This window comes from Alteromonas sp. R7 (assembly GCF_055755235.1).
This window is the reverse complement of sequence record NZ_JBVTQX010000006.1, coordinates 216,597-235,383: the sequence shown is the minus strand read 5'-3', so window position 1 is coordinate 235,383 and position 18,787 is coordinate 216,597. Positions and strand designations below refer to the sequence as shown.

Below are 18,787 nucleotides of genomic sequence, written 5' to 3'. Positions count from 1 at the left end.
GCAAAAGTACGATGTTTTGACTTTGAGCGCTTAATTGTTATTACTTGTGCTCGGAGTGCTCACATTATCTTTCAGATCTTGCTCTGCGCTTTCATTGGACTCGTCAGCTTCACTGTCGTCTTCATCACTATCTCTACGGGTTCTGTTATCACCCAAGAAAAACTCATAATAAAGGTCTAACGCGAACTCAGATTGGTCTTCCAGTGTGGTTTGAATGGCTTCTAAATATAAACTAGGTAGAAGCTGATATTTTACCGCCAAGTCAGGCGGTAGTTGTCTGCGTCGTAGCGTGCTATTGGCGTCGTTGTTACTTAGACCAACGTCTACATTGTATTCCACAGATAATCGCTTGTTAATCTGCCCTCTTACCGACAGTAAATCTTCGTTAGTGCTTAAACTAAAATCATCAATACCTAGCGCGCTTCCTACTTGTCCTGTCAGGGTTTTGGTGTTGGATAAACCAAAGCCTACCAGCAGCGCAGCGTAGTTAGGATCTTGTGTGCCCGAGTTCGGTCCAGAACCTGTAAGTAGATATGACAATACGCCCTGTTGATCCATCGCAGGCTCAGAGAACAGGTTAATACTCGGCGAGTCAGCCGCGCCATCAATTCGGATACCTGCAATTACGTCGTCATCGGTTTTAGCCGGGTCGCGGATGGCTTCGACCAGCAACAAAGGTTGGTCAATTGGGCCGTTAAATTGTACTTCACCGGTTTGAATAATTAACTGTTGTCCGTAAGCGTTGTATCGACCATTTAAAATTTGAAGGTCACCATAGCCCACAAGTGCAGGTTGAGTGTTTACGCGAATGCCACCATATAAACTTGCAGTAAGGCCAAACGCTTCGAGTTTTACTTCTTCGGTTTTGTTTTTGTCGATGTTGACCAATACCGAAGCGTGGACGATATCTAGCGGTTCCTCTCTATCCGGTTCGCCACGCAGGTGCACGTCTTTTGATGGTGAAACAGCACTCTCAGGTAGCGACTCTATTTCAATTCTCGCCCAAGGAATATTTACCTCGCCACTCACGTCCACTTTTTCTTTTGTGGCGGCGATATCGATATTCGGTGATACCTTGAGTCGAATGTTTGGCTGACGAATTTCGAAACCGTTTCCCTTTAAATTAAATGTCGCACTGGGGTTGGATGACCAGTCTAACTCGCCTTTTAACGCCCCTTTTCCTCCGCCTAGTAAGAAGGTGCCGTCTAGAGCAGCGGTTTGACCATTAAGCGATACTTTTTGATTCCAATCGGCCAGTGTCACAGGTGTATCTTGTATATCGATAGCGCCATTTGAAACCGTCAATTCACCGTTAAGCGTAGGGTCGTCAATGTAACCACTCAACGATACGTTCCCATTTAACTTTCCTGTAAGGGTTCTGATAGCAGGGGAAAGGGGTTTGAATGGTGCAACATTAAGCCCTTGCATCTCTAGTTTACCATCGAGTGGTATACGCGATTCGAAAGGGCGGGTATTCAAGGTTAGTGTTGCATCCCCGACATCTTGGCTTGAGATCACAGATGTTGATGCTAACTGCCCCTGCTTTATCTCTCCTTTAGTTTCTATGGAGTTAATAGTGAGCGTTAGCGGGCGCGTTTCACCAAGTTGCCATGGCGCAGAATTCATAGACGCAGTAAATGTGGCATCGATGGGATCGTTAGCCGAGTAGCTGCCTTTGGTTTTTACGGTAAGTGTTGCCTGTGAGGGACTTGAAACAACAGTAGGCGCTAACTCGTTCGCCCATAACCCGATGGGCAGCGCCGTCGCGCTGATATCCCAACTGGCTTTGTTTTGTTGATAATTCACGTTTGAAATACACAGCTCACCTTCTTTTCGAGAGGTCCAACAGTGCTGACCTATTTTAGCCGTTATAGGTGAGGTGCCTATATCTACACTGAACGGGCTTGATAGCGTCCACTGCATATTAGCGAGCTTCAATGCGGTATCACTAATTTCCCCCACCCAGTGATTGTTCGTCCATGCACCTTTTAAAGACAGCCCGATATTATTGTTGGGCACAGCTAGGTCAATATCTGCGGTGTGGTCGCGATAGGTACCGTTAACTTTGATTTCGCCGTTCAATGGTCCTTGCTGCGCGGCAGAGGCATTTAAATTGGGTGACACAGCAATATTAGATAGGGCGAGTGTGCCGTTAGCACTTGGGTTTTGCCAAGGACCGGCGGCTGTGATATTGCCACTTATCGCACCTGTCACTTCTGGGTATAGGCTTGAAATAGCGTTAACGTTTATCGCAATATTTGCATTTAAATGCCGCTTATTCAGTACTTGAGCAATGGCGCGTATCGTGTTTCGCTCTTGCTCGTGTTCTTGAATGATATTGACGTTAGTAACGAATAAGTCGCTGGGGCCAGCATAAACCGCATTCCCCTTCACCTGAAGCGGTTTGCCCTGAAGTACGCCCGAGACAGTCATATCTCTTAGGCTCATGTGTAATCCGCCGCGCTCAGAGTATTGCAATATACTGTCTATTTCTCCGCTAATTTTTTCGGGCGCATAAGTGCTGAATTGCCGCCCTGATACATTCTTAAGCGTTGTCTTACCTTCCCACGCGATACTCTCATTTAGATAAAGGGTACCTGTGTTGGTTAAGCTCCCTTCCAAAGCGTTTATATTGGCTTGATTAACAAAAATATTGTTCTTTTTCAGCACCACATCAAGTGATACCGGTACATTGCCAATGTCAGGCAATGTAGCTGCGCCAGCTCCTTTAAGTACGTAATCACCCATGGTGCCGGAAAGCGTTAACTGTCCTTCTTTGAGCGTAGTGTTTTCCACTGTCGGTATGGCTTGTTCTTGCCAGTTCGCTGTGAATTCTATGGGAAGGTTGCTGTCTAGAATGTTGGCCATTAGGTTAGCGTTTGCGGTTACCGCGCCTTTGGCTACAACTGACAGCGTTAAGTCGTCCAACGCACCCGCGGCCGCTACACTCAGTTCTTGTGGTGTGTCGCCAAGCTTCGTTTTCGCGTTAATAGCCACATTTAATGGGAAATTTCCGTCAAGTGTTGCGCTCGCTTTTCCTTTCACCTCACCTTGTTCATGTACAACGGTCATTTCTTCAATAGCGACATCGCTGCCCTTAAAGTGAGCCTCTAACAGCGAGATGAGTGAAATGTGTTGTTTGCTCTCCCCTTGAATTATGTGTAGATCTTCTACTAAAAAAGTACCAAGAGACAAAGGAATAGGCGTAGCTATATTCGGTAGTTCGGGGACGTCGTAGCTTAGTGAGTATGACGTAGGCAAAGCGCTATCAGCACTTGGAGCCTGTTCTTTTTTGGGAGCAGGTTTTTGAGCAGGCTGCTCACTATTAGTTTCCGATGCATTGGTCATGGCTGCCGGTGAAGAGCTGGCAGCTTCATCTTGGTTTAGCAGAGCAATGCGAACACCTTTCGCGGCTATGCTGTCAAGTATGAGGTCGCTATTTCCTTCAAAATCGGTTAGCTCTAGTTCATCAATTTCTACTGTTGTCGTAAGTAGAGCAAGTTTGATATTCGTTAGCGCTAAATACCCAACATCAATAGGCAGCGGTAATTCAATCTGGCCACCTGCAGGTGCATCATCGGAAGAGTCAGGCGCGTTTGAGCGCTGTGTAAGCGTAGCGTTTTCCAGCGTGACTTCATTGACACATACTCTAGGCTCAAACAAACAACGCCAGGTAATATCAATGTAGGCATATTGTGCAGACACCTTCCATTGCGGGTTTTCCCACTCCACATTATGCACTTCTAGTGTGTCAGCAAACCCACCGTCAATGGCATCGATGGAAAGGTTTTCAACAAACGTGTTGGCCAGTAACTTAACGGTAGGGCCGCCTAGAGGACTTATCAAAACGGCATACAACGCGACCAGTATAAGAACCGGTGAAAGTAAAATGGCCGAAAGCGTACGTTTTCTCATAGCTCAGGCCCCAACAAAATATGTAACTGCCATGTATTCTCGTCTGGCGCAAAGCCTCTTGCCACGTAAAGTCTGACTGGACCAATTGGTGAAAGCCAATGTACACCAGGTCCAACGCTATATGTCAGCGTTGTGCTGGTGTCGTTTGTTGCTGTACCTGCATCAACAAACGCTGCCACTCTCCAATTATCTGCCACTTGATAGGCATACTCTACACTCGATGTAGCAAGGTACTTCCCTCCAATAGAGTCAACAATGAGTTCTCCTGTTTCTGGATCAATGACTTCAGCTGTCGGAGAAATTTCGCGATAGTCGAAGCCGCGAACACTTTTATCGCCCCCTGCATAGAAACGCAACGACGTTGGCACTTCATCAAAACTATTGGTTTTAATAACCCCCGCTTCACCGCGTATGGTTATTCTGTGCACATTGTTAAAGGTACGGATAAGCGTGGCTTCAACTACTGCCTTGGCAAAGTCGATATCAGAACCATAACCTTCTCTGCCTATTTGAGTGAGCATTTGAAGGTAGGTACCATTATTAATGTTGAGCTCACTGTCTTTATCGCGATAGGTTAACGAGTACCCGGGTAATACTAGGGACGTGGTGTTTGTGCTCAATTCCCCTTGATCATAAGTTTCACGTAGGTAGGTCACCGAGCCATCGTGTTGCCATGGTGAATTGTCATGTTGCCAGTAACGGTGTGCAGACAAAGATAGGGTTTCACTCTCAAAGGAAGTGTTGCTGTACTCTATAAATTGGTAACCCGCCTCTATACTCGCGTAATCCCGCGTTATGTTTCTCATCGGTATACGGTAGTCGGCAGTCACTGATTGTTCTGGCGCTGAAATGAAAATATCAGATGAAACAGAGTGCCCTTTACTATTCACCCAAGGACGCTCCCATCCTAAGCGAACCCGTGGGCCCGTGTCAGTGGCTGCGCCAACAGAAACGTTAAATGCGTCTGTGGGTCTGTGAAGTAACGATACCTCAACCGGTACCAGCAAACCATCAGCCTCACTTACAACCGGGCGAGCAATAACGCGGGTAAAATACCCAGATTGATTAAGGCTTCTGTTGAAATCGGCAAGTGTTGATGAAGAGTACGCATCGCCTGTTTTAAACGGCTTTAGCCGCTCAATGATGGCTTTCGCCTTGTCATCGCCAATAAATTTTAGCTCTCCAAATTGGTACTGGGGCCCGCTTTGCGCAATCAAAAGTACGTTTGCTTGTTTTTCGTCACGCACTAGGTCGAGACGCGTCGCCTGCCAAAAATAATCAAAATAGCCATTAGATAAGGCGTAGTTAAACATGGACGACTTAAACGACTCGTAAATGGTTTGGTTTAACACGTCGCCTTCTTTAAGCTTTAGTGAATTAAAACGTTCTCTGAAAGCCTTATCTTCACGTCCTGCACCTATTATTTCGCGAGTAACCTTATTTATGGTAAGCGGCGCATTCAAAGCAACATTCACTGTAACCTTGTCGCCCTCTTCAATACTTACCTTGGTCTCGCTGTTGTAATAACCATAGGGTTGAACCGCTGTCGCTACTGTTTCGCCCACTTCATCTTGCCAGTAAGGGTCAGTAAGCAACGATTTTTCCACGTCGAGACTGTTTAAATGCAGGCGGATATTATTACGCAGTTTGTCGTCTTCTACGCCCTGAATGTTATAGGAAATAGGGTCTTGGGCATGTGAAAAAGTAAAGAGAGCACACACTAGCGTGCACAATGTACTGCCCACCAAAACTCGGACTGCTTTGGTGATTCTAAACATAAATTGTCGGAAAAGATGGTCTTGCAAACTGGCAAGCCCGCTCCAAATCGAAGGCATGAAAAGGCTAAGTCCTTAAGGTAACGCTGGGCTGTGAAGCTTACCGCTTGATGGTAAAATCCATATTATGTCTGTGGTTAATGATACCACATTTGCAATTTGTATCCGCAAACTACGACGAGAGATCAAATAATTGCGCTGACGTCGGTAAATAATACCAATCCGCATGATAATTGCCCACTCAGAAGGCGCTGGCAAGTTTCCTAGCAAAGCGTGGGAATGCAGGAATGGCTGTTCCCTTTCAAATTCCCAGAATGAAGCTAGGAAGCTTGCCAGACCTTCCCGAAGGGCGAGTTTAAAATGTCCGTACTCTTTGTTGTGTCACCTTGATGTAGAACCACTATACCTGCGGTAACACGCCGCGATTACGAACATTTTAACTCTCGCTGAGTGGGTAATGATCTATGCGGATTGGTATAGAATGCACTCAACGTATTTTCCTCACTAGAATGCTCTTCTTCAGAACATATCTGGCACATCCACTCACTGAACATAGAGCCTAGCATTGCTTTGTTTTTGTACATCTGGGCATGAGTGAGTATACTCTGTGTAACTTAACTTCGAGTTTTTTGCCTAAGCTAAGTTCCACTAACAATAAAAAACAACAAGGGAATGTTATGTCTTCTAATAAGGCTCTCCTACCTACGACACTAGTTACTTTGCTACTGTTGGTTTGCTCTTTCTCCACACTGGGCGCAGATCAAACTAAGGCAGAACCCGAGTACGAAAAATTCAGTTCTTTGCCAACTTATTGGACTCCGTCGCTGTCACCCGATGGCTCAAAAATCGCTTTTGTTCAAAACGTTGAGCAAGAAGAAGCGTTTGCCATGCTTGCCACTTACGACTTAAAAAAGGGTGAAAAGCACTACCTACTGCGATCGGACAATGAACGCGTAAAAATTAACTGGTACAACTGGGTGAACAATGAACGGCTGGTGGTTAGCGCTCGTTACGAAACCCGACGTGGCACCACGAAAGTTCACGACACACGGTTGTTAAGCATTAAGTTTGACGGTGAAGGCGGTGCATTCAACTTGGTTGAATGGGAGAGAATAAAGCGTCGAGCAGGTAACCCGAACCACATTCCTCAATTTCACGATGACGTTATCGACTGGCTGCCTGACGATCCAGAACATATTCTAATTGCCTTAGACGCTGAGGTGTTGGGGCTGCCGTCGGTTTACAAAATCAATGTTAATGATGGTGGCGTAAGTCGCATTATTCGCGGGAAAAAACGCATTAGAGATTGGATGACGGACCAACAAAATAACGTTCGTATAGGTGTTTCGCTTGATTACGATACAGGGGAGCGAGAAGTCTTTCTAAAAGAAGGAGACGATTGGCGCACCTTATTTGCTTACAACGCTATGTCTGACAAGGGTGAATACCCAGTTGGCTTTGCAAAAGACCCAAATATTCTTTATTTCAAAGGTTATAAAGGAGACTTCCGTGCATTGTACACCTTGAACCTTACTACTAATGAGCGAACAGAGGTGTATGCTGATGAAGGGTACGATGTTAATGGTAGCCTTATCTATTCACCGGTTACCCGAGATGCAATAGGAGTACGCCATGACGGTCGACATTATTGGGATGAACGTTACGTCGCTCTTCAAAATGGTATCGATGCTGGTCTTCCTGATTACGACAATACCTTAGTCAGCTTTAGCGACGACGAACAAACATATGTTGTTTATTCAGAGTCAGACACCTTACCAGGAGTTTATTTGTTGGGTGACCGTAAAGAAGGCACGTTAGTGATGCTTTTTGAGCAGTATGCTCAAATAGATCCGGCAAAATTATCTGAGCATACGTTAATTGAATATGAAGCCAGAGACGGCATCAAAATCGAAGCGTATTTGACTTTACCAAAAGGCGAAGGCCCGTTTCCTACCATTATTCATCCCCACGGCGGCCCCGGAGCAAGAGATTTCAGTGGTTTCGACTATTGGACAGCGTATTTTACGTCGAAAGGTTATGCAGTACTAAGGCCTAACTTTAGAGGTTCTAGAGGGTATGGGTACAGCTTTGCGCAAAGCCAAATGAAAGGTTGGGGCTTGGCTATGCAAGATGATATCACCGATGCGGCAAACTGGATGGTAGAGCAGGGGCACGCTGAGCAAGACAACATGTGTATTGTGGGCGCTAGCTATGGCGGTTACGCCGCCCTGATGGCAACTGTCAAAACCCCGGATCTGTTTAAGTGTGCGGTGAGCTTTGCTGGCGTAAGTTCACTTAAACACGTCATTATTCATTCTCGCCGTTTCCTGAACAACGAATTTGTGAAAAACCAAATTGGGGATGATTATGATGACCTTGAAGCGCGCTCGCCTTACTACAATGCGAAAGGGATAAAGACGCCAATTTTGCTGGTACATGGAGATGAAGATAGAGTTGTCCCTCCACTTCATAGTCGCTACATGGCTGACGAGTTAGATGATTACGACAAGGTCTACAAATATGTAGAGCTTGAAAGTGGCGACCACAATTTGTCTATTCAGCGAAATCGTCATATTTTCTTTAAGGAAATGGATGCATTTTTAGACCAACACCTTAGGCCAGCGAGTAAAGCGAGTGCTGCAACGGCAAACGTTTCAGCTTCCGAGTAACACCCGTTAAATGCACCAGTATTTACGACAAGATTTTGCTTGGCTGGCGGCTTTTTAACCAAGTTTCAGGTATACTCAACAAGGCGCGTTAATTTCGCGCCTTTTTAATTTCCCCCACTTTATTTCATATTCGAGACTTTATGCCCCAGACTTCTAATGGCGTATCTGAGGATACTGCAGTTGTGCAAAAGCCAGCGCTTGGCCTTGTTGAATTTGTTGCGCTAATGGCTACGATGACATCCCTTGTCGCGTTGAGCATTGACGCTATGCTGCCTGCGTTGATTCAAATTGGCGAGTCACTACAGGTCGCCGAGGCGCATCAAACCCACTTAATCGTTACCGTGTTCTTTTTAGGCATGGCACTGGGTCAAATGTTCTTTGGGCCTTTTTCCGATAGCCGCGGCCGTCGCCTAACTATATTAGTGGGCCTGTGTATTTTCGCCTTAGGTACATTTGTTTGCATGATGGCCACCAATTTGGAGACCATGCTGGTAGGTCGCGTTATTCAAGCATTTGGGGTGTCTGGGCCACGAATAGCCTCTATGGCAATTATTCGCGACCTTTACGTTGGCGATGCGATGGCAAAAGTCATGTCGTTTATCATGATGGTGTTTATATTAGTGCCTATGTTGGCGCCTATTATTGGGCAAACGGTGATGGAGTTGACCTCATGGTTCCATATTTTCACTATGTTTCTCATTGTGGCTACCATGGCCGGCATTTGGTTTTTTTCTCGTCAAGGGGAAACCCTGCCAAGAGCAAGGCGTAAAAAGTTTTCATGGGCGCAGTTTTTCGCATCTTCAAAGTTCATTCTCACTAACCCAGCAGTGATGGGTTACACCTTTGCCATGGGCTGTATTTTTGGGGCATTCTTGGCGTATTTAAGTGCTTCGCAAACCATATTTACTGTGTTTTACAACGTAGGTGAATGGTTTCCCTACATCTTTGCAACGCTTGCTTTTTCAATTGGTCTCGCCTCTTACTTTAACGGCAAAATGGTAATGCGTTTTGGGATGCGCAAGCTTTGTCGTTTTGCACTTAAAGGAGTTAACGGGTTTGCTGTTGTGTATTTAGCGTTGCTGTTGGCGTACGACGGCTTGCCGCCTTTAATTCCTACGGTTACGGTTATGTTTGTAGGCTTTTTCTTTGTGGGCATACTGTTTGGTAACTTAAACGCCATGGCGATGCAGCCGCTTGGCGATATGGCAGGTTTAGGCGCGGCCATAATTGGCTCATTTTCTAGCCTTTTCTCGGTGCCTGTTGCACTGTTCGTCGACAGTTTCTTAAATGGAAATTTAATGCCTATCGGCTGGGGATTTCTCGTCTTTTTTGCTTTGTCTTACGTATCCGTACGCTATGCTGAGCGCGTTCGTGAAGGTTCTATTTAGAAGGTGTATCGGCGTGTCGCAGAGGTCAGTTGCGTAAGAAAGATACTTATTAGCAGGCTTACGGACATAAAAAAGCCCGACCAAAATGGTCGGGCAAGAGGGCTTAGTTAAGCACCTAACGACAGAAACTGTCCTAACCTATGATGGCCTTCATGTCAGTCATGTAGCCACGTAAGGTCTTACCTACCGATTCCACACCGTGTGAGCGGATGGCTTCGTTAATTTCAACAAGGCGTTTGTTCTCTACCTGATTAGAAGTAGCGGCTAAACCCTTACCGATAACGCTGGTATCAATGGTAGGCATAAATTTCTCACGCAAAATTGGAATTGCTGCGTTAGCAAACAAATAGTTTCCGTATTCTGCTGTGTCTGAAATAACCACGTTCATTTCATACAAACGCTTACGTGCGATTGTATTAGAAATAAGCGGTGTTTCATGCAGTGATTCATAGTACGCAGACTCAGGTAAAATACCGGCTTCAACCATTACGTCGAACGCAACTTCAACACCACACTTGATCATGGCAACCAGTAAGATGCCGTGGTCAAAGAATTCTTGTTCACTGATTTCACCTTCATAAGCCGGTGCGTTTTCAAACGCGGTTTCACCGGTTTCTTCACGCCACTTAAGCAGGTTCGCATCGCCATTGGCCCAATCTTCCATCATGGTGCGAGAGAACTCACCGCTGATGATGTCGTCTTGGTGCTTTTCAAATAGCGGACGAAGTAAATCAGTTAACTGCTCAGAAAGCTCAAACGCTTTCACTTTCGCAGGGTTTGAAAGACGGTCCATCATGTTAGTCACACCGCCAATCTTAAGTGCTTCAGTAATAGCTTCTAGGCCGTACTGAATAAGTGCACCTGCGTATCCTGGCTCGATACCGTCATCAACCATTTTTTCAAACGCAAGTACCGCTGCAACTTGTTGCATACCACACAAAATGGTCTGCTCGCCCATGAGGTCAGATTTAACTTCAGCCACAAATGATGACTCAAGTACACCTGCGCGGTCACCGCCCGTTGCACTTGCAAGTGCTTTGGCTTGATCCCAACCTTTACCTTCAGGGTCGTTTTCTGGGTGTACAGCAATCAGAGTTGGTACACCGAAGCCACGCTTATATTCTTCACGTACTTCAGAACCCGGGCTTTTCGGCGCACACATGATTACTGTGATATCGCTACGAATTTGCTGCCCTTCTTCAACGATATTGAAACCGTGAGAGTAACCTAGCGTTGCACCTTCTTTCATAAGCGGCATAACGGCTTCGACTACGCTAGCGTGCTGCTTATCAGGTGTTAAGTTATATACTACGTCTGCTTCTGGAATGAGCTGTTGGTAAGTTCCAACGGTAAATCCGTTACTGGTTGCGCGCTTATATGAGTCGCGTTGCTCATCAATGGCTGCTTGACGCAGCGCATAAGAAACATCTAACCCTGAGTCACGCATATTCAAGCCTTGGTTAAGGCCCTGCGCGCCGCAGCCTACAATGACAATTTTCTTGCCTTTTAAGAACTGACAACCGTCAGCGAATTCATCGCGTGCCATGAAACGGCAGCGGCCAAGCTGATCTAACTGCTGGCGAAGTGACAGGGTGTTGAAATAATTAGCCATAAAAATTTCCGAACAACATTCATTTTTGTCAATATCAAACACCGACCTTGGTGTTGACAGACCTCGTCTATGACGACTTGATATTGAGACTAAAAGATTTCTTTTGTTTTGGAAAATGATATATTTGCAAGATAATATTGCATAAAGTGAAATGTTTATGGATTTTCGCAGTCTACAGCTGTTCAATCACCTAGCTACCAGCCTACATTTTGGCATTACCGCCGAGGCCATGTATGTGTCGCCTTCTACATTAAGCCGGGTTATTCAACGCCTTGAGGACGAGCTAGGCTGCACGTTGTTTAAACGTGATAACCGCAAAGTGGCGCTAACCCACAGTGGGCACAAGCTGCTGTCTTTTTCAAAGCAAGCGCTGAAGGATTGGCAGCAGCTAAAGGTCGACTTAAAAGAAGATAACGACGCATTGCAGGGCGAGCTCAGCGTATTTTGCTCGGTTACCGCCAGTCAAAGCCATTTACCCGCTATGCTTAGACAGTTCAGGCAACAGCACCCGGGTGTTGATATACGCCTAATTACCGGCGATCCTGCCCTTGCGATAGAAAAAGTGAAAGGCAAACAGTGCGACTTATCTATTGCTATCTACACCCCTGATATGCCGACAGATTTACATTTCACCGCGCTTGATAATGTACCTTTGGTACTTATTGCCCCAAGAGAGTGGCGACTTACTCAACTAAGCCAGTTGGACTGGACCAAGCATCAGGTGATTATGCCCGAAACTGGCCCAACCCGTCGTACTGCCTATCACTGGTTTGCTGAGCATGGCATTCGTCCAAATGTGTATGCTTATGTCGGCGGTAACGAGGCCATCGTGAGCATGGTGGCACTTGAATGTGGCGTGGGATTTGTGCCTAAAGTGGTACTTGATCACTCCAGTATGGCCAATGCTGTAACCCAAATACCTGTTGAAGATATTGAGCCTTATGCTTTAGGTTTGTGCTGCTTGCAGGATAAGCAAAACGAGCCGCTTATTAACGCCTTTATGCAGCTTAATTTGCAAGCGCGAGGCTAAGTTTAAGGCATAGCTGATGATTAGCTAGTGCTCAACTGTTTAATAAGGTTATCGAGGGCGCGATAGCCCAATGCTTCTGCAATGTGCGCCCGCGATACGGCGTGCTCATCTTCAAGATCTGCAATGGTTCTTGCCACTTTTAACGTGCGATGAAACACCCGCATAGACAAATTAAGCTGTTTAGCAGCGGCTTGTAGAAACTGCAAATCAGCGTCATCTAGGAAGCATATATCGGCAAGCTCACCTGCGTGCAGCGCACCATTTGGCTTACCTTGCCGTAGCCCTTGTTTGTGACGCGCTGCAATGACTCGCTCTCGCGTTGCGTGTAACGAGTCGTCAGGTCTATTGGCACGCTCTGGCAGGTCGTAGTCAGGTAGGCGCGGCACTTCGACTTGTATATCAACTCTATCAAGCAGTGGTCCCGATAACCGGTTCAAGTAGTTGAGCTGTTGCTGCGGGGTTAGTCGGTTATCATCAATATCACCCGTCGGGCTTGGATTCATCGCAGCTACTAGTTGAAAGTTAGCGGGGTATGTGGCGCTTCCTGAAGCACGAGACAAATGCACGTCGCCGGTTTCAAGTGGCTCGCGCAATACATCCAGTGCCTTTCGCCCAAATTCAGGCAGTTCGTCTAGAAACAAAATACCATTATGAGCCAGCGATATTTCACCCGGTACAGGGTTTGAGCCACCGCCAGTAAGCGCCACCGCAGAGCTAGTATGATGGGGCGAGCGGAGGTGGCGAGTTAGAAAACGCTCTGCATGCAGTTTTTCGCCTTTCACAGAGTGAATGGCAGCCACTTCCAACGCTTCTTCCTCGCTCATATCGGGTAATAGCGATAGCATTCGGCTGGCGAGCAGGCTTTTACCTGTGCCAGGAGGGCCCACCATAAGTAAATTGTGTGCTCCACTTGCTGCGATAACAAGCGCTCGTTTGGCTTGCTCTTGGCCGATAATGTCATCCCACCCTGAAAGGGGACTGTTAAGTGCTCGCGAGGTAAACGGTTGGCCTTTAGCAAGTTTTTTGTTGCCGGCAAGGTGTTCATAAACAGACTGTAAATCGAAAGCAGGATAGCGTGTTGCGTGAGAAACCAATGCAGCCTCTACGTCATTATCACCCGGGTATACGAGCGCAATGTCTTCGTGTGCAGCTGCCATTACCACAGGAATAAGCCCGTTTACTGGCTTTATTTCGCCGTTTAATGCAAGCTCGCCCACAAAGGCAATGTTGAGCAGGCTAATGTCTGAGATGTAGCCCGACGCAGCTAAAATGCCTACGGCAATGGGAAGGTCGAACCGCCCGCCAAACTTGGGAATATCTGCTGGCGCTAAATTGACGGTTATTCGTTTTGCGGGAAACTCAAAACCACTGTTTATCAGGGCGCTGCGTACTCTTTCTCGCGCTTCTTTAACGCTGGTTTCTGCCATGCCGACCAGTTGAAAAGCAGGTAAACCATTAGCTAGGTGAATCTCTACACTTACCTCTGGCGCTGCCACGCCCTGCCCTGCAAAGGTTTTAACAACAGCCATTCCCATAATCTAAACAACCTCCTCTCGCTGAATACTTATGATTCGTGGTTATGAAACGCAAACGTGTCAGCGCGGTAAAAATGTAAGCCAACGCAGTCGGCGTAAACTTTAGAGAGAGTCGGGATAAGATGTAACTGTACTAACGATGGGATCTACTGAGAGTGCATAAAACGCTTGGCATGTAATGATCCTGCTCAGCAAACTTAGGCTAGTGCTAGTGGTGGTCGTTGTAGAAAACGGGTAGCTGCCAATGCCAGCGCATGGCGCCAAGCCTAAACAGTACGGTTGTGACAAGGGCCGCAATACCACACCACTGTGTGGCGAGTTCCATTTGCATGCCTATTCCATAAACCACGCCCCCTGCAATACAGGTCATTGCATACAGTTCGCCGTTGAGTACCAGCGGTACCTCTCGGCAAATAACGTCCCGTAACAGACCGCCAAACACGCCGGTAATGGTGCCCATGGCAACCGCCACGGCCATGCCTGTGTCGTTGGCTAAGGCTTTCTCTATGCCAACTACGTTAAAAAGCGCGAGCCCGAAAGCATCGGCGATCAATAAATAGTGAAAAGGAAAGCGCGGACTAATACGCAGCCAGATAATGGGTATAAAGGCGGCTATCAGTGTGGTGTATAAATAATCGGTATCGGCAATCCAGAAGACCGGGACATCTAACATGACATCACGTAGTGTTCCGCCGCCAATGGCGGTAGCGCTGGCAAGCACGACCACGCCAAATCCATCCATACGCTTTTGATAGGCCATCAGGGTGCCGGAAATTGCGCACACTGCAACCCCCGCTAAGTTTAACCAATGAAACCAATCAAACATCTTCTTGTACCCTTTTACTACCCTTAAAAACTCGCCATTCCTACCGCAAAATACTTGATCAGGCCTTATGTTTCATGCTATTTCTTTGCCCAATATCGAAACGTACTGTTGAGATTACGGTTCGTGATATTGAGTGATGAGGTAAAGCCATAACCTCTAACGAACAACATTTCATAACTACAATGCCAATGGATATAGGTATTGTATGTCAAATATATCATATAAAACAAAGCGCTACTGATGTGTTAGCAGTTAGGCTTTGTTGCTCCTCGCTTTGAACGACCTTAGATGATGTGTTACATCATCAGTATGACATGCAATTTTGAGTAAAACAGCGCGTATTGGAAGTTGAGCCAAAGCATTACTGGTTTACCACTGTTTTTTAGTTTCACAAAAAGGTCTAGCGCCTAAACCTAGAACCTTAAATTAACGGGAAGGATTTATGCCCAAGTTACGTTCAGCAACTACCACCCAAGGTAGAAATATGGCGGGAGCTCGCGCGTTATGGCGAGCAACTGGAATGAAAGACTCTGATTTCGGCAAGCCTATTATTGCTATTGCGAACTCATTTACGCAGTTCGTACCTGGGCATGTTCACCTAAAAGATCTCGGCCAATTAGTGGCACGAAGCGTTGAAGAAGCGGGTGGTGTGGCGAAAGAATTCAACACTATCGCAGTGGATGACGGTATCGCCATGGGGCACAGCGGTATGCTGTATAGCTTACCATCTCGAGAAATCATTGCTGATGCAGTGGAATACATGGTGAACGCACATTGCGCCGATGCCATCGTTTGTATTTCTAACTGCGACAAGATTACCCCGGGAATGCTAATGGCGTCTATGCGCTTGAACGTACCGGTCATTTTTGTGTCTGGGGGCCCAATGGAAGCGGGTAAAACCAAGCTTTCAGACCAGCTTATTAAACTAGACTTGGTTGACGCCATGGTAGCGGCTGCTGACGACAAAGTTAGCGATGCTGATACCGACGAAATTGAGCGCTCAGCCTGCCCTACCTGCGGCTCATGTTCAGGGATGTTCACCGCGAACTCCATGAACTGTCTAACCGAAGCGTTAGGTTTATCTTTGCCGGGCAACGGCTCTATGCTGGCTACCCACGCCGACCGTGAAGGTTTATTTAAACAAGCGGGCAAACAAATTGTTGAGCTGTGCAAGCGTTACTACGGCGACGATGATGACAGTGTATTACCACGTAATATCGCTAACTTTAAGGCTTTTGAGAATGCCATGAGCTTGGATATTGCCATGGGTGGGTCGACCAATACCATTTTGCATCTGTTAGCAGCGGCAATGGAAGGCGAAGTGCCGTTTACTATGGCAGACATCGACAGATTGTCTCGCAAAGTGCCTCACCTATGCAAAGTGGCACCTTCAACACCCAAATACCACATGGAAGACGTACACCGAGCGGGTGGCGTTTTGGGTATTTTGAACGAGCTAAATAAGGCTGGCTTGCTGAACACCGATGTTAATCATGTTTTAGGAAAACCGCTTACCGACGTTATCAGCGAGTGGGACATCACTAACCCTGAAAACGAAGACGCTATTACCTTTTATCGCGCGGGTCCTGCGGGTATTCGCACGACAAAAGCATTTAGCCAAGATTGTCGCTGGGACGAAGCCGATGACGACCGCGAAAACGGCTGCATCCGCTCTATCGACCATGCGTTCAGTCAAGAAGGTGGCCTAGCCGTGCTTTACGGTAATGTGGCTGAAGATGGCTGTATTGTAAAAACGGCTGGCGTAGATGAGTCTATTCTTAAATTCAACGGAACTGCGAGAATCTACGAAAGCCAAGATGATGCGGTAGCAGGTATCTTGGGCGATGAAGTAAAAGCCGGTGATGTGGTCTTCATTCGCTACGAAGGTCCCCGCGGCGGCCCGGGTATGCAAGAAATGCTGTACCCAACGTCTTACTTGAAATCTAAAGGGTTAGGCAAGCACTGCGCTTTGGTAACAGACGGACGCTTTAGTGGCGGTACCAGTGGGTTGTCTATAGGTCACTGCTCACCTGAAGCCGCCAGTGGTGGTGGCATTGGCCTAGTGGAAGATGGCGATAAAATTGAAATAGATATACCCAATAGAAGTATCAATATTGCTATTAGCGATGAAGAACTAGCAGAACGCCGCGCGAAAATGGAAGCCAGTGATAAGCCTTGGAAGCCGAAAGATCGCGTTCGTGAAGTCTCCACATCACTTAAAACCTTTGCGGCGTTAGCAACCAGTGCCGATAAAGGTGCAGTGCGTGATGTGACTAAGCTGGAAAATCTATAATGGCAGCCGAACACGTTAGCGATCATGAATATTTGAAGAAGATCTTACTTGCCCCTGTTTACGATGTAGCAGTGGCAAGTGAACTTTCCTATATGTCTTTGCTTTCAGCCGAGCTTGGCAATGAAATTTTTCTGAAACGCGAAGATCAGCAGCCGGTAAAAAGCTTTAAGCTGCGCGGTGCCTATAACCGTATTTGCTCACTAAGCGACGAGCAATTGCAAGCTGGCGTAATTGGCGCCTCTGCGGGTAATCATGCGCAAGGCTTAGCGTACAGTGCAAAAATGAAAGGTATTCAGGCGACTATTGTCATGCCTGAAACCACGCCTGATATCAAGGTAGACGCAGTACGACGCTTCGGCGCTGAAAACGTGAATGTGGTATTGCATGGCACCAGCTTTGATCAAGCAAGTAGCCATGCAAAAGCATTATGTGAGACCCACGGTTATACCTTTGTTCCGCCCTTTGACGACCCCGATGTCATTGCAGGGCAAGGTACAGTCGCGCGAGAGTTGCTAGAGCAAAACCCACACCTCGATATCTTATTTATTGCTGTGGGCGGCGGTGGTTTAGCCGCTGGTATTGCGGTTTACTTAAAGCAACTAAAGCCAAGCATAAAAATCGTTGCGGTAGAGTCGGAAGAATCGGCCTGTTTCATTAAAGCAAAGGCGCAAGGCGCGCCTACCGAGCTTGAAAGCGTCGGCATTTTTGCTGATGGCGTTGCTGTTAAAGTGATGGGGCAGGAAACTTTCCGTCTGTGTAATCGTTTAATTGATGAAACCATTACGGTTACTAATGATGAAATATGCGGAGCAATTAAGGATATCTTTGATGATACCCGTGTTATTGCAGAGCCTGCGGGCGCATTGTCGGTGGCGGCAATTCGCAAGTACGCTAAGCAACACGACCTCAAAGGTAAGAAGTTAGGCGGCATTCTGTGTGGCGCAAACATCAACTTTCATACCCTTCGCTATGTGTCTGAACGCTGTGAATTAGGTGAGCAGAAAGAAGCGGTCTTTGCGGTCAAAATTCCTGAAAACAAAGGTGCGTTTAAACAGTTTTGCGAGTGCGTTGGGGCAAAAGCAATCACCGAATTTAACTATCGCTATGCCAGTGAGAGCGAAGCACATATTTTCGTGGGCGTTAAGCTTAAAGGCGGGCAGCAAGAGTTTGCTGCACTGCAAAGCGACCTTGAAAGCAAAGGGTATGACTGCGTTAACTTAACCGATAATGAGTTAGCGAAGCTCCATGTTCGTCACATGGTTGGTGGCCGTCCGCCAACTATTCTCAACGAGCAAGTCTTCAGCTTTGAATTTCCTGAGCGTCCGGGTGCGCTACTGAACTTCTTAAATACGTTAGGTGAACAGTGGAATATTACCCTATTTCACTATCGCAACCATGGCGCAGCAGAAGGTTTGGTATTGGCAGGCTTTGATATCGCACCAGAAAGTAGAGATGACTTTAACCAGCATGTTGCTGAGTTAGGCTATAAGGTTGAAGAAGTAACAGACAACCCCGCCTATCGTTTTTTCCTGTCGCAACCAGCGAAGGTCTAAATAGCGAAACAGGCGAAACGAGCCTATCTCCCGTTTTCGCTTTGTATTGCTTCGCGTTAAGCGCAGGTTTACCGGGGAGCGATACGAAGCGGCACTATCTAGCGTCTATCTATCAATGAAGTATGGGGATTTTCAATGCCTGCCAAGATAGATTGACGCGCAATAAAAAGCCCATGCAGTAGCATGGGCTT

At 46.8% G+C, this 18,787-nt stretch carries 10 protein-coding genes; 5 read left to right on the top strand and 5 right to left on the bottom strand.

The annotated features are described in order from the left end of the window. Positions 1–30: 30 nt before the first annotated feature. Positions 31–3,915 (bottom strand): translocation/assembly module TamB domain-containing protein, encoded by a 3,885-nt coding sequence (locus tag AC0J2X_RS11885; RefSeq protein ID WP_278711893.1) that lies wholly within the window; start codon positions 3,913–3,915, stop codon positions 31–33. Next, positions 3,912–5,750 (bottom strand): autotransporter assembly complex protein TamA, encoded by a 1,839-nt coding sequence (locus AC0J2X_RS11880; protein ID WP_278711894.1) that lies wholly within the window; start codon positions 5,748–5,750, stop codon positions 3,912–3,914. The genes AC0J2X_RS11885 and AC0J2X_RS11880 overlap by 4 nt, the downstream gene beginning before the upstream one ends. Before the next feature lie 617 nt (positions 5,751–6,367). On the opposite strand from AC0J2X_RS11880, the gene AC0J2X_RS11875 reads away from it, so the two are divergent. Both AC0J2X_RS11875 and AC0J2X_RS11870 read left to right on the top strand, forming a co-directional pair. After that, positions 6,368–8,359: an alpha/beta hydrolase family protein gene (locus AC0J2X_RS11875; RefSeq protein ID WP_014951398.1), complete on the top strand. Its 1,992-nt coding sequence runs from the start codon at positions 6,368–6,370 to the stop codon at positions 8,357–8,359. A gap of 140 nt (positions 8,360–8,499) precedes the next feature. Then, complete coding sequence (locus AC0J2X_RS11870) at positions 8,500–9,747, top strand: multidrug effflux MFS transporter (RefSeq protein ID WP_187289704.1); 1,248 nt, start codon at positions 8,500–8,502, stop codon at positions 9,745–9,747. Between the two features lie 133 nt (positions 9,748–9,880). Here AC0J2X_RS11870 and ilvC read toward each other — a convergent pair whose 3' ends face one another. Further along, entirely contained in the window at positions 9,881–11,359 is a 1,479-nt protein-coding gene (ilvC, locus tag AC0J2X_RS11865; RefSeq protein ID WP_014951396.1) for a ketol-acid reductoisomerase, read from the bottom strand. 157 nt (positions 11,360–11,516) lie between these two features. On the opposite strand from ilvC, the gene ilvY reads away from it, so the two are divergent. Continuing rightward, positions 11,517–12,389, top strand: a complete 873-nt coding sequence (gene ilvY / locus AC0J2X_RS11860) for an HTH-type transcriptional activator IlvY (RefSeq protein WP_156079065.1) — start codon at positions 11,517–11,519, stop codon at positions 12,387–12,389. Positions 12,390–12,409: 20 nt separating this feature from the next. Here the strand turns inward: ilvY and AC0J2X_RS11855 are convergent, their stop codons facing one another. Both AC0J2X_RS11855 and AC0J2X_RS11850 read right to left on the bottom strand, forming a co-directional pair. Next, positions 12,410–13,924 carry a YifB family Mg chelatase-like AAA ATPase gene (locus tag AC0J2X_RS11855; protein ID WP_278711922.1) on the bottom strand — a complete coding sequence of 505 codons (1,515 nt, stop codon included), beginning with the start codon at positions 13,922–13,924 and terminating at the stop codon, positions 12,410–12,412. Positions 13,925–14,132: 208 nt separating this feature from the next. After that, positions 14,133–14,750, bottom strand: coding sequence for a trimeric intracellular cation channel family protein (locus AC0J2X_RS11850; RefSeq protein ID WP_014951393.1), 618 nt, complete (start codon positions 14,748–14,750; stop codon positions 14,133–14,135). Between the two features lie 442 nt (positions 14,751–15,192). On the opposite strand from AC0J2X_RS11850, the gene ilvD reads away from it, so the two are divergent. Together ilvD and ilvA are read left to right on the top strand one after the other, a co-directional pair. Then, on the top strand, positions 15,193–17,043 hold the full coding sequence (ilvD, locus tag AC0J2X_RS11845; protein WP_014977810.1) for a dihydroxy-acid dehydratase: 1,851 nt from the start codon (positions 15,193–15,195) through the stop codon (positions 17,041–17,043). Further along, positions 17,043–18,596, top strand: a complete 1,554-nt coding sequence (gene ilvA, locus AC0J2X_RS11840; protein ID WP_278711923.1) for a threonine ammonia-lyase, biosynthetic — start codon at positions 17,043–17,045, stop codon at positions 18,594–18,596. Before ilvD ends, ilvA begins: the two co-directional genes overlap by 1 nt. Positions 18,597–18,787 lie beyond the last annotated feature (191 nt).